This window comes from Neisseria lactamica (assembly GCF_901482445.1).
Taxonomy (GTDB): Bacteria; Pseudomonadota; Gammaproteobacteria; order Burkholderiales; family Neisseriaceae; genus Neisseria; species Neisseria lactamica.
Map to the genome: position 1 here is coordinate 1962899 of NZ_LR590477.1, position 13006 is coordinate 1975904.

The window sequence follows — 13006 nt, forward strand, 5'->3', positions numbered from 1 at the left end:
AATATGTATAAAAATGACCGTAATACCCATACACCCTGCCAACCCGTTCGATGCTATACGCCAAAACATCGCTGAAGAATATTTGAGCGAAACACAGCACTACCCTTGGATTGTTACCTTTTCAGGCGGCAAGGACAGCACCCTTGTCGCCCATTTAGTATTTGACATGCTACTTTCGCTGCCGCCGATGCTGCGGACGCGGCAGGTGTTCTTCGTATCCAACGACACGCTGGTGGAAAGCCCGTTGGTGGTGAAACACATGCGCCAATCTTTGGCAGAAATTCTGCGTGCCGCCGAAATTTTCAGGCTGCCCGTCAGCGGTGAAATCACCGTGCCGAAATTGCAGGACACGTTTTGGACGTTACTCATCGGCAAAGGCTACCCCACGCCCAACCGCTCAATGCGCTGGTGTACCGACCGCCTGAAAATCCAACCAACCAGCGGCTACATTCTGCAAAAAGTAAACGAAAACGGCAAAGCCATCATCGTGCTGGGCGTGCGCAAAGACGAATCTGCCACCCGCAAGGCAAGTATCGAAAGCCACCAAAACTTGGAAAACAGCAATCTGACCCCGCACAGTGATCTGAAAAACGCGTTGGTGTACCGACCGATTGCCGATTTGAGTACCGACGACGTGTGGGAATTCCTTGCTGCCAACGACCCGCCCTGGGGAGGCACACACAGCGATTTAATCAAGCTCTACCGCGAAGCTGCCGGCGGCGAATGCCCGATTGTGCTGTCGCAGGAAGAAGCCCCCGGTTGCGGCACCAACTCTAGCCGTTTCGGCTGTTGGACGTGTACGGTGGTCAATAAAGATAGAAGCCTGCAAGGATTTGTGGACGCGGGGAAAACTGAATTTGCACCGTTAATTGAATACCGCAACTGGTTAGTGGATATCCGTAACAAACCCGAATACCGCCAGGCCGAACGGCGCAACGGAAAACTCACGTTCAAAGGCGGCAAACACATCCCCGGCCCGTTCACCATAACGGCGCGGCAGGAAATGCTGGTAAAACTGCTGGAAGTGCAAGCTGCTTTCGGCGAAGAACTGATTTCGCAGGACGAAATCGACCTAATTAAACAGATTTGGACGGAAGATCTAATTAACACTTATTCAAGGAATAAAAATGAAGACGGAAACACGGGAACAGGTGGCTGATTTGCTGTTGTGGAGTGATGAAAATGCCCGAAACCTGATGAAGAAAATTGCTGCTGAGCATGGTGTATCGCCCGATGCCCTAGCTGATTTGGCAGCATGGGAGCGCGAGCAACAGGAACGGATCCGCAAACGCGGCATGACTGAAGCATTCGATGAAGTTTTTGAAAACAAGAAATATTGGGGTTGAATATGTGGATACATTCAATCAGACTGCTTAATTTCAAATCCTACAAAGAAGCGGCCTTTTCCTTTCCCGAACCGAAAAACGGGCAAAACATTATTTTAATCGGCGCGATGAACGGGCACGGTAAAACCACTTTGTTGGAAGCAGTTTACCTTTGCTTATATGACACGGATGCGGTCAGTCATTTGCAGCGGGCAGGCTTGAATAGCAAAGATATCAATTATCCAAATTTTCTGCAGGCTGCGTTGCATCACAAAGCCGCGCCGCAATACGGCCGATACCGCATCGAGCTGGAAATTGAAATTCGCCAACGGCGGCAAGGTAAGATTTACGGCCTGAAAATCCGCCGGAAATGGCATTTCAATGAGAAAAGGCAGTTTGAACGCGAAAGCACCGAAACGCGGGCAGACGTGTTGGTTGACGACCGCTACCTGCCCGTCGATTTAGCCGAATTGGACAAATATCTCAACACTTACGCCCTGCCGTTCGATTATGCGCCGTTTTTCTTTTTTGACGGCGAAAAAATCGTGCAGGCTGCCGAACGCAGCGGCACGGGCATGTGGCTCAACACTGCCCTGAAAGGCCTGCTGGGAGTAACCCTGCTGACACGGCTTGCGGCTAGTCTTGGCGATTACCGCAAACGCTGCATTTCCGAAAATGCAGGTCAAAAAATGCAGGAAGATTTGGAAAGAGCCGAAAACGCGCTGACATCTGCTCAAGCCCAATACGATGTGTTTCGTGAGGAGTGGGAAAAAATGCAACAGGAATGGGCTCATTGGGATTCGGAAAGAAGCAGGCTGCAACAGCAGCTAGGTGGTGGTAGCGACATTCGGACTTCGCAGGATTTGCTGATGCAGCGTGAACGGCTGGAAAAGGAAATGGACGACTTCAATGCGAAGATCAAAGCGGCGGTTAAAGCCATGCCTTTGGCCTTCCTGCCGTCAGACGGCTTAAACGTGCTAAAAGGCAAACTCGAACGTGAAGCAAACCGCCTGCACCACGAAGCCGGCAGGGAACAGATTGCGGGACGGGTAAACGATTTTTGGAGTGCGTTTGTCGGCAGCGGCAAAGTCAAAGAAGTATTGGGGCGTTCGGCTTGCGCCATTTTGGAAGACCCGCTGATGAAGGAAGCTGTGGCCGAATGCTGGAACGAATTGTTCTACCCGCTGCCTGAAAATTGCGCCGAAACTATCGAACACAACTATCTCTCGAAAAACGCCCATGCTGAAATCCAAAACGAAATCAGCCGCCTACAGGGTATGCCGCAAGGCAGGATAGGCAGCCTGCTGGCCGATATCGAACAGCGGCGGAGCGAACAAAAACAAGTCTTGGAAGAATTGGAACTGCTCAAAGGCAGCAATAAAGACGAATTAGTAGAGCAACTCAAACAGGCGAACAAGCAGACCGATATACTGAAAGAACGTTCAGGCAGCCTGAAAAGCAACGTGTTGCAAAAAGAAAAAGAATGCCGGCGCAGGAAGGATGAAGTCAGCAAACTGCAAGACAAAATCAGCGACAGCAACCCGCTGATGGTGAAGTCGCGCCGTGCGGGGCAGGTGGAAAAAGTCATTGCCGCATTGACCGATGCGCTGACACGACAGAAGGCGGTCGAAATCGGTGAAACCGCCACCCGCATCAACCGCGCCATCTCGCATGATGAGCGCATTCACAAAATCAGCATCGAAGCAGATGGCAGGATGGGTTTGTACGGCAGCAGCGGCAGGGAAGCGCAGGTCGATTTGTCGGCCGGACAAATGCAGATCCTGATTATGTCGCTGGTGTCGGCATTGGCGGAAGTTACCCGCTATCCCGCCCCCTTCGTTATCGATACTCCGCTGGCACGTTTGGACGAAGGCCACCGCGATGGTTTATTCAGACATTGGAGTGGGCTGGAACAGCAAGTGATTTTGCTGTCGCAGGACACCGAAATCACTCCCGAAGTGTACCGCCGTCTCGACCCGCATATCGGCCGCACATATCTGGTGGAAGCCGAATCGCTGGACAGCGCAGGCGCATGTTCGCGCGTAACCGCTGATGTTTATTTCGAATAATGAAAGGAACAACACATGTATCTGCTGCCAGACAACCGCCAGTGGGACTCCGACTATTTCCATACTTTGATTAGCGACAAACACATTATTTCCAGCAGTGAAGCCAAAGTCATACGCGAAAAACTCACCCATGCGGGTGCGCTACCGCATCTGGACAACAACTACGACTGGGCGGCACTCTGTATCGGCTATTGCTTTGCCAAAGGGTGGGCGCAACAGCCGGAAAAATTGACCGCTGCCCCCGATACCAAAGGCATCGATATCCCGTCTTTCCAAACCTGCTTTCAAGACCATTCGCGGCTGTGGCTTGCCCTACTGAGCGAGACCCTGTTCCACATCAGGCAGGGTAAACAGGCGGAAAAAGATGATTTGTACAAACTGATTGCCGACCTGTGGCATACCGGCGCACTTGGTTTGCAGGCATTTTGGGGACATTGCAGACAATTCAAGCCTGATGACGATTTGGCGCAACGGCAGGCCTTTTTGAACGAATTGGCCGAATTGGCAGTTAAAAACAGCAGCGGACGGCAACATGCAGGAGAGATTTCTAGTTCAAGCGAATTTCCCGCAGAAAATGTCGGAACACTCGATGCAGCCTGCATCAAACTCAAAAACGCACTGGACAAAACAGTCGGCAAAGGTAGTACGATACAGCCCGAATACGGCGGCGTGCGCTACGACTGCCTGCGCGTACAGTTCGACCGCTATGTGGATTTGGAAAAATACCACAGCCAAATTTGTTCCGAATTGGGCATCGGCGATAACGAAATGCGCTGCGGGCGTATACGCGGCGAAGCCAACACTTGGCACATCAATATCCTGCGTCCGCAAGATACTTGGCGGCAATACGGACAAAGTGAGTTTCAGACGGCCTTGCAGCAATACCGCGCATCGGCACGGCAGTTCAGATTGCCCGTGTGTATCGGCTTGGACGAACGCGGCGAACCCGTGTTTCAAGATTTTGCCACCGCGCCGCATGTGATGGTAGGCGGGGAAACGGGGGCTGGGAAATCGGTACTGGTGCGCTCAATGCTGGCTTCCCTGTTCGAACTCGCCCCGCAGGATGAAACGGAGATTGCCGTGTGTTATTGCAAAGTTTCTGCGGATTTCGCCGCCTTCAAAGACCGTTCGAATTTATGGCAGGGGCGCATAGTCAGCGATGCGGAAGAAGCTGCTGAAATATTGTCGTCTTTTGCTGACGAGATGGATAAACGATACCGCCTGATGGACGAATACGGTGCGAAGGATATTGCAGAAGTCCCACAGTACGCCCGTCCAAAATATGCTGTTATCGTGATTGACGAACTGGCCGACCTTATCGATGTCAGCAGTGAAGCGGAAGGGCATTTGGTACGGCTGGCACAAAAAGCGCGCTCCGCAGGAATGTATCTGTTATTGGCAACGCAACGCCCCGATGCGAAAACACTCAGCGGCCGCCTACGTGACAACCTGCCGACCAAAATTGCGTTGAAAACAGGCAAACGCCAGTCTTCCGAGATTATCTTGGGTGAGCGCGGTGCTGAAAACCTGACGGCCAAAGGCGATCATTTGGTCAAGTGGAACAATGAAGCAGCACGTTTTCTGCACGGGTATAATGTATAATTTGTTCAGCCATCCTTTGCATAGTCTAACAGGCCGTCTGAAAACTTTGAACTGCACCCCAAAAGTTGGACATCCCCCCAACTCACAAGGTGCAGTTTTTTTATGACCAAGAGACCTTTGCAAAATTCCCCAAAATCCCCTAAATTCCCACCCAGACATTTAGGGGATTTTCCATGAACACCTTCTTCCGGCAAACCGCACAAGCCATGATTGCCAAGCACATTGACCGCTTCCCACTATTGAAGTTGGATCAGGTGATTGATTGGCAACCGATCAAGCAGTACCTGAACCGTCAAAGAACCCGTTACCTTCGAGACCACCGCGGCCTCCCCGCCTATCCACTGCTATCCATGTTCAAAGCCGTCCTGCTCGGACAATGGCACAGCCTCTCCGATCCCGAACTCGAACACAGCCTTATCACCCGCATCGATTTCAACCTGTTTTGCCGTTTTGACGAACTGGGCATCCCCGATTACAGCACCTTATGCCGCTACCGCAACCGGCGGCGCAAGACGACACTCTGTCCGAATTATTGGAACTGATCAACCGCCAACTGACCGAAAAAGGCCTAAAAGTAGAGAAAGCATCCGCCGTCGTCATTGATGCCACCATTATTCAGACCGCCGGCAGCAAACAGCGCCAAGCCATAGAAATTGATGAAGAAGGTCTCGGACAGGCTGTTTTTGCAAAAGTCTTATACGGTGTCCGGCAATGTTTGGCGGGGCAGGGCGGATGCCGTCTGAATGTCTGAAATCCTTTCAGACGGCATTTTGACGGGGAAACGCGCGAACTGCCGCAGATGCCGTCTGAACGTCCGAAATCCTGCTTCAGACGGCATTTTGGGGGTGTTCGCCGGTTTTTTGGGCGGGGTTCAGCCCCCGAGCAAATCCCACAAATCGTTTTGCAGGTCGGCTTCGGACTCATTTTCGGCGGGCGCGGCGCGGATATAGCCGCCGTCGGGCTGCATCAGCCAGGCGTGGGTGTTGTCTGCCAATGCCATTTCCAAACCTTCGCGGATCACGCGTTTTTTGAGTTCGGGCGCGGTAATCGGCGTGGCGGTTTCGATGCGGCGGAAGAAGTTGCGCCCCATCCAATCCGCGCTGGAAATAAAGGTATCGTCCGCGCCGTTGTTGTGGAAGCAATACACGCGCGCGTGTTCGAGCTGCCTGCCGACGATGGAGCGGACGCGGATGTTTTCGGACAAGCCTTTTACACCCGGGCGCAAGGTGCACATACCGCGCACAATCAAATCGATTTGCACGCCTGCCGCGCTTGCCCGATACAGGGCTTCGATGACGGTCGGTTCGATGAGCGAATTCATCTTGGCGGTGATTCTGGCGGGTTTGCCGGCTTTGGCGTGTTCGGTTTCCTGCCTGATGCGGTCGATAACCATTTTGTGCAGGGTAAACGGACTTTGGTAGAGTTTGTTCAGCCGCCCGGGTTTGCCCAAACCTGTGATTTCCATAAACAAGGTGTTCACATCGGCGGTGATTTGTTCGTCGGCGGTAATGATGCCGAAGTCGGTGTAGATGCGCGATGTGCCTTGGTGGTAGTTACCCGTGCCGAGGTGGGCGTAAGGTTTGAGCACGCCGTCTTCGCGGCGGATGATGAGTGCCATTTTGGCGTGGACTTTGTAGCCGAACACGCCGTACACGACGTGCGCGCCCGCCTCTTCGAGCTGCTTCGCCCAGTTGACGTTGTTGGCTTCGTCAAAACGCGCCATCAGTTCGACGACGACGGTTACTTGTTTGCCGGCGAGTGCCGCCTTCATCAGGGCGCGGACGAGTTCGGAGCGCGTGCCGGTGCGGTAAATCGTCATTTTGACGGCAAGCACGGCGGGGTCGGCGGCGGCTTCGCGCATCATTTCGACAACGGGATCGAAGGATTGGTAGGGGTGGTGCAGCAGGATGGGCGATTGGCGCACCAAATCGAATATGGACGCGGTTTTGCCCAAGGCTTTCAGACGGCCCGGCGTGTGCGGGGGAAATTTCAAATCGGGGCGGTTGACCAAATCGGGGACGGCGTTGAGGCGCACGAGGTTCACGGGGCCTTTGACTTGGTAAAGTTCGGCGGCGGTCAGCCTGAATTGCGACAGCAGGAAGTCGCGGATGCGGGCGGGGCAGGTGTCGGCGACTTCGAGCCGTACGCCGTCGCCGTATTCGCGATCGTGCAGTTCGTTTTGAATGGCGGCGCGGAGGTTTTGCACGTCTTCTTCGTCAACGTTCAAATCGCTGTCGCGCGTGAGGCGGAACTGGTGGCAGCCTTTGACGTTCATACCGGGGAAGAGTTTGCCGACGTTCGCGTGCAAGATGGAGGACAAAAACACAAAGCCGCTGCCGTCTGAGCACATTTCGGACGGCATCGGGACAACGCGCGGCAAAATGCGCGGCGCCTGCACAATCGCCATACCCGAAGGCCTGCCGAACGCGTCCGTGCCGTCGAGTTCGACGGCGAAGTTGAGCGATTTGTTCAGCGGGCGCGGGAAGGGGTGGGACGGATCCAGCCCGATGGGGGTCAGAATCGGCAGCAATTCGCGGTCGAAATAGTCTTCAATCCATTTTTTCTGCGCGCCCGTCCAGTTGCGGCGGCGGTAAAAATGGATGCCTTCTTGTGCCAGCTCCGGTTGGAGGACGTTGTTGAACAGGTCGTATTGGCGCAGGATCAGCGAACGCGCCGCTTCGGTAACGTCGGCGATGGTTTCAGACGGCGTTTTGCCGTTGTCCAGCCTGCGCTGCGGGCAGCGTTTGTGTTCGCGCTTCAGCCACGCCATACGGACTTCGAAAAACTCGTCGAGGTTGGATGAAACGATGCACAGGAAGCGCAGGCGTTCCAAAAGGGGGACGTTTTGGTCTTCCGCCTGCGCCAACACGCGGCGGTTGAATGCCAGCAGGCTCAGTTCGCGGCAGAGGATGCGGTCGGGTTCGGACATAGGGTTCTCACAAAGGCGGCGGGTGTTCTGCCGGCAAGGCGGGCGATGCCGTCTGAAGCCTTGACGGCGCCCCTGCCGGCTTCAGACGGCATCGGGGCAATGTGGAAACGGATACCGGCGCGTGCGGTATCCGTCTGTTTCAAATCACTTCCAATACGAAATAACGGCGCAGTTTTTCGTACACCGCGTCGCTGACGTTGATGCAGCCGTTGGTCATAATCCTGTCGGATACAACCGGGGATGCGATGCGTTCGTTCCGCCTTTCCGACGGTATCAGGTTCCAAACGCGGTGCAGGGCGAAAAGAAAATCGCCCTCCTGCTTGAAACCGATGACTTCGCCGCCGTATCCGGGTTTGTCGGTACTGTTCAGCGTCAGCCCGAATGTCCCCTTGGGCGTGGCAGTGCCGATGAGGACGGGATGGCACTGATGGTCGTCGGCGAAACAGAGTTCCGCTTTGGATGTATCGACGATGACTTTTTTCTTTTGGATAAAGTCGCCGACCGTATCCGGCTGCCCCTGCGCGTGCGCGGGGGCAAAAATCGGCAGGCAGCACAATATCCCTAAAAGCAGGCGCAACGGCATAGCGACTTATTGGCGGATGCGTTTGGGTTTTGCCGGCACGATTTCGCGGATGATGACTTGAGGCTCGGCTTTGGGTGCGGGCGGCGGACAGACGGCATCTTTCGGGAATACCGGATTCCAGTAGAAACTGCGGGCGAATTTGTCCTTGTCGAAAATTACTTTGTATTGGCAGGTGGTAACGCCTTCTACTCCGGACGTGTTTTCGGGGTCGATGCCTACGCCCGGGGTGTGGAAGTGGAACAGATAATCCCATTCGCGCACGCCGTACATACCTTCGTCGTAATGCGGACGGCCCAGGATTTTGTAGATGTCGTCTTTGGTCAGGCCGGGACGCATCTGATCCAGTTCGTCATAAGTCGGGAATGTGCCGCGCTTGTTGTCGAACGTTACGGAATAGGGTTTAGGGAAGACCGGATTGTCGGTCGTGCCGTCGGCTTTGACGTTGCTTTTGGTTGCGCAGGCAGACAGGATGCCCGCCGCCAATACTGCCAGGCCCGGTTTGACGATTTGTTTGATTTTCATATGCAGAATCCTTTTTTTACCCGATGCCCGTCTGCCTTTTATTCGGAAGAGCCGCTTCAGGATGGTTTTAAACGTTTGATTTTGGTTTGTAATATTAGCATAAAACAACAGGCGTATCAGCAGGTTCGGCGTATTTGTGCGGCATACGGGGCGAAGGGTTTGCCGTGCCGCCCGCCTCCTGCCGGCAATCTGCCGATTCGCCGCTTCCGGCAACCTGTTATAATTGATGCCGACTTTATTTTTCCAACGTTTTTAAGCGAAAACAGAATGACTATGCAAGAACAATACCGGCCCGCCGCCATTGAGCCTGCGGCGCAGAAAAAATGGGATGATGCCCGTATTTTCAACGTCTCCGAAGACGCTTCCAAACCCAAATACTACTGCCTCTCTATGTTCCCCTATCCCAGCGGCAAGCTGCATATGGGGCATGTGCGCAACTACACCATCGGCGACGTATTGAGCCGCTTCAAACGCTTAAACGGCTTCAACGTCATGCAGCCTATGGGTTGGGACGCGTTCGGTATGCCGGCGGAAAACGCGGCGATGAAACACAACGTCGCTCCCGCCGCTTGGACCTACGACAACATCGAATACATGAAAACCCAGCTTAAAAGCCTGGGTTTTGCGATTGACTGGGAACGCGAAACCGCAACCTGCAAACCCGAATACTACCGCTGGGAACAATGGCTGTTTACCAAGCTGTTTGAAAAAGGCATCGTCTATCGCAAAAACGGCACGGTGAACTGGGACCCGGTCGACCAAACCGTATTAGCCAACGAGCAAGTCATCGACGGGCGCGGCTGGCGTTCGGGCGCGTTGATCGAAAAGCGCGAAATCCCGATGTATTACTTCAAAATCACGGATTACGCCGAAGAATTGCTCAACGACTTGGACAAACTGGAACACTGGCCGGAACAAGTCAAAACCATGCAGCGCAACTGGATCGGCAAATCTCGCGGTATGACCGTGCGCTTCGCCGTTTCAGACGACAGCAAACAAGGCTTGGAAGGCGATTACGCGAAATTCCTGCAAGTTTACACCACCCGCCCCGACACGCTGATGGGCGCGACTTATGTCGCCGTTGCCGCCGAGCATCCGCTGGCAACCGCCGCAGCCGCCGGCAAACCCGAATTGCAGGCATTTATCGCCGAATGCAAAGCCGGCTCGGTTGCCGAAGCCGATATGGCGACGATGGAGAAAAAAGGCGTGCCGACCGGCCGCTACGTCGTCAACCCGCTCAACGGCGACAAGCTGGAAGTGTGGATTGCCAACTATGTACTGTGGGGCTACGGCGACGGCGCGGTGATGGCGGTTCCGGCGCACGACGAACGCGATTTCGAGTTCGCCACTAAATACAATCTGCCGAAAAAACAAGTCATTGCCGTCGGCGACAACGCATTCGACGCAAACCGATGGCAAGAATGGTACGGCGACAAAGAAAACGGCGTATTGGTCAACAGCGGCAATTTGGACGGCTTGGATTTTCAGACGGCATTCGATGCCGTTGCCGCCAAGCTGCAAAGCCAAGGCGCGGGCGAACCGAAAACCCAATACCGCCTGCGCGACTGGGGCATTTCCCGTCAACGCTACTGGGGCTGCCCGATTCCCATCGTCCATTGCGAACAATGCGGCGACGTCCCCGTCCCTGCCGACCAACTGCCCGTCGTCCTGCCTGAAAACGTCGTACCCGACGGTATGGGTTCGCCGCTGGCAAAAATGCCCGAGTTTTACGAAACTGCCTGCCCGTGCTGCGGCGGCGCGGCAAAACGCGAAACCGACACCATGGACACCTTCATGGAATCAAGCTGGTATTTCTTCCGCTACATGTCGCCCAAGTTTTCAGACGGCATGGTATCGGCGGAAGCCGCAAAATACTGGGGCGCGGTCGACCAATACATCGGCGGTATCGAACACGCCATTTTGCACCTCCTGTACGCGCGTTTCTTCACCAAACTGATGCGCGACGAAGGCTTGGTCAATGTTGGCGAACCGTTCGAACGCCTGCTGACGCAAGGCATGGTCGTTTGCGAAACCTACTACCGCGAAAACGACAAAGGCGGCAAAGACTGGATCAACCCTGCCGATGTCGAGCTGACTTTTGACGACAAAGGCCGCCCCGTTTCCGCCGTCCTCAAAGCCGACGGACTGCCCGTCGTCATCAGCGGCACGGAAAAAATGTCCAAGTCCAAAAACAACGGCGTCGATCCGCAAGAACTGATTAACGCCTACGGCGCGGACACCGCCCGCCTGTTCATGATGTTTGCCGCACCGCCCGAGCAATCCCTCGAATGGAGCGACAGCGGCGTCGAAGGCGCACACCGCTTCCTGCGCCGCCTGTGGCGCACCGTTTACGAATACCTGAAACAAGGCAAAGCGGTCAAAGCGTTCGCAGGCAGCCAAGACGGTTTGTCTAAAGAACTCAAAGACCTGCGCCACAAACTGCATTCCACCATCGCCAAAGTCAGCGACGACTACGGCCGCCGCCAACAGTTCAACACCGCCATCGCCGCCGTGATGGAACTGCTCAACCAATACGACAAAACCGACACCGGCGGCGAACAAGGCCGCACCGTCGCCCAAGAAGTATTGGAAACCGCCGTACGCCTGCTGTGGCCCATCGTGCCGCACATCTGCGAAACCCTGTGGAGCGAATTGAACGGCGCGAAACTGTGGGAAGCAGGCTGGCCGACAGTCGACGAAGCCGCATTGGTCAAATCCGAAATCGAAGTCATGGTTCAAGTCAACGGCAAACTGCGCGGCAAAATCACCGTCGCCGCCGACGCATCCAAGGCCGACCTCGAAGCCGCCGCCCTTGCCACCGAAGGCGCGGTGAAATTCATGGAAGGCAAGCCCGCGAAGAAAATCATCGTCGTACCCGGACGCTTGGTGAATATCGTCGTCTAAACCGCTTTTAAGGTTTAGCCATACGGATAAAGGCCGTCTGAAAACTGGGAAACAGGGTTTTCAGACGGCCTTTTTAAGGTGGATTGTGTTGTCTGCATGACGAACCCCGAATAACTGAAATCTCAAAATCCAAAACATGAATTTATTTTTCGATACCGAATTGGGAAAGCAACAAAATAAAGCAACTCATAAAATCCGTGTAATGAGCGAGGCTTGGCTGGAAAAAAACGGCTACTGTCCCTGTTGCGGAAGCAAGCCGATGCAGAGATTTGCCAATAACAAACCTGTTGCAGACCTCTTTTGCCCAAATTGCCACGAGCAATATGAATTAAAGAGTAAAAATCAAAAAACCATAGGTAACAGTGTGCCTGACGGTGCATATCACACCATGTTGGAGCGCATCCGGTCAGATACCAACCCCAACTTTTTCTTTCTTGCATATAAAAAAGCGGATTACTCCATACAGCAATTGGTGCTTGTACCCAAACATTTCATCATGCCGGACATGATTATTCCCAGAAATAAAGGCATTAAAAACCGGCCGAACCACATTATGTGTTCCATCAATCTCGCCCCTTTGCCTGAAAGCGGCAAAATATTCTTAATAGACAATTCCCGCATTATCGAACCCGAAACCGTTCTGAAAAAATGGCAATCCAATTTGTTTTTACGCAACCAAAATGCGGAGCGCAAAGGCTGGCTTTTGGCTGTTATGAAATGTATCGACCAACTCCCCGAAGAATTCACATTGTCGCAAATGTATGGATTTGGAAACAAACTATCCATCCAATTTCCCCAAAACAACCATATCAGAGACAAAATCCGCCAACAGTTGCAAATTTTGCGCGACCAAAATACGATCGAATTCATTGGTCGCGGACTTTACAAAAAAATCGACAAATTGCGTCCGACTCCCAAGGCGTTTTAATTTCAAATCATGATACTGAATTCACAAGGGATATTTATTCTTTTGCCATTCTGAAAACAGTTGCAGTTCAGCGCAATATTGCTGCAAAAGGCAGCAGCAGCCGTAAAAAAGTCGGAGAATTATTGGCAATTTATGCGTGATTTC

The 13006-nt window shown here is 53.6% G+C and carries 11 protein-coding genes and 2 pseudogenes; 8 read left to right on the plus strand and 5 right to left on the minus strand.

Going from position 1 to position 13006, the window contains the following annotated elements; translation table 11 throughout:
* Nucleotides 1-13: 13 nt before the first annotated feature.
* From dndC to FGL10_RS10680, 5 genes and pseudogenes are all read left to right on the plus strand, one after another.
* Nucleotides 14-1159, plus strand: coding sequence for a DNA phosphorothioation system sulfurtransferase DndC (dndC, locus tag FGL10_RS10660; protein ID WP_013449522.1), 1146 nt, complete (start codon nt 14-16; stop codon nt 1157-1159).
* A complete protein-coding gene (locus FGL10_RS10665) occupies nt 1128-1346 on the plus strand; it encodes a DNA modification system-associated small protein (protein ID WP_013449521.1) in 219 nt (72 codons plus the stop codon). Before dndC ends, FGL10_RS10665 begins: the two co-directional genes overlap by 32 nt.
* 2 nt (nt 1347-1348) lie before the next feature.
* On the plus strand, nt 1349-3394 hold the full coding sequence (locus tag FGL10_RS10670) for an AAA family ATPase (RefSeq protein WP_036475257.1): 2046 nt from the start codon (nt 1349-1351) through the stop codon (nt 3392-3394).
* Nucleotides 3395-3409: 15 nt separating this feature from the next.
* Complete coding sequence (locus FGL10_RS10675; RefSeq protein WP_003708345.1) at nt 3410-4996, plus strand: FtsK/SpoIIIE domain-containing protein; 1587 nt, start codon at nt 3410-3412, stop codon at nt 4994-4996.
* A gap of 173 nt (nt 4997-5169) precedes the next feature.
* A pseudogene (locus tag FGL10_RS10680) lies at nt 5170-5687 on the plus strand (transposase); the annotation flags it as partial.
* Between the two features lie 3 nt (nt 5688-5690).
* On the opposite strand, the gene FGL10_RS12185 reads toward FGL10_RS10680, so the two are convergent.
* The 5 genes from FGL10_RS12185 to FGL10_RS10695 are packed head-to-tail and all read right to left on the minus strand — an operon-like array spanning nt 5691 to nt 9030.
* Nucleotides 5691-5834 carry a hypothetical protein gene (locus tag FGL10_RS12185; protein ID WP_155270592.1) on the minus strand — a complete coding sequence of 48 codons (144 nt, stop codon included), beginning with the start codon at nt 5832-5834 and terminating at the stop codon, nt 5691-5693.
* A 33-nt stretch (nt 5835-5867) separates the two neighbouring features.
* Entirely contained in the window at nt 5868-7925 is a 2058-nt protein-coding gene (gene ppk1 / locus FGL10_RS10685; protein ID WP_003708333.1) for a polyphosphate kinase 1, read from the minus strand.
* Complete coding sequence (locus tag FGL10_RS12190) at nt 7889-8068, minus strand: hypothetical protein (RefSeq protein WP_003708332.1); 180 nt, start codon at nt 8066-8068, stop codon at nt 7889-7891. Before FGL10_RS12190 ends, ppk1 begins: the two co-directional genes overlap by 37 nt.
* On the minus strand, nt 8065-8508 hold the full coding sequence (locus FGL10_RS10690; protein WP_003708330.1) for a hypothetical protein: 444 nt from the start codon (nt 8506-8508) through the stop codon (nt 8065-8067). Before FGL10_RS10690 ends, FGL10_RS12190 begins: the two co-directional genes overlap by 4 nt.
* 6 nt (nt 8509-8514) lie before the next feature.
* Nucleotides 8515-9030: an outer membrane protein assembly factor BamE gene (locus FGL10_RS10695; protein WP_003708329.1), complete on the minus strand. Its 516-nt coding sequence runs from the start codon at nt 9028-9030 to the stop codon at nt 8515-8517.
* 273 nt (nt 9031-9303) lie between these two features.
* Here FGL10_RS10695 and leuS point away from each other — a divergent pair, with 273 nt between their 5' ends.
* The 3 genes and pseudogenes from leuS to FGL10_RS12945 all read left to right on the plus strand — a co-directional run.
* Nucleotides 9304-11934 (plus strand): leucine--tRNA ligase, encoded by a 2631-nt coding sequence (leuS, locus tag FGL10_RS10700; protein WP_036469502.1) that lies wholly within the window; start codon nt 9304-9306, stop codon nt 11932-11934.
* A gap of 136 nt (nt 11935-12070) precedes the next feature.
* Nucleotides 12071-12862, plus strand: a complete 792-nt coding sequence (locus FGL10_RS10705; RefSeq protein WP_003708326.1) for a DpnI domain-containing protein — start codon at nt 12071-12073, stop codon at nt 12860-12862.
* Nucleotides 12826-13002, plus strand: a pseudogene (locus FGL10_RS12945) (DNA adenine methylase); the annotation flags it as partial. The gene FGL10_RS10705 and the pseudogene FGL10_RS12945, both read left to right, overlap by 37 nt.
* Nucleotides 13003-13006: the final 4 nt, after the last annotated feature.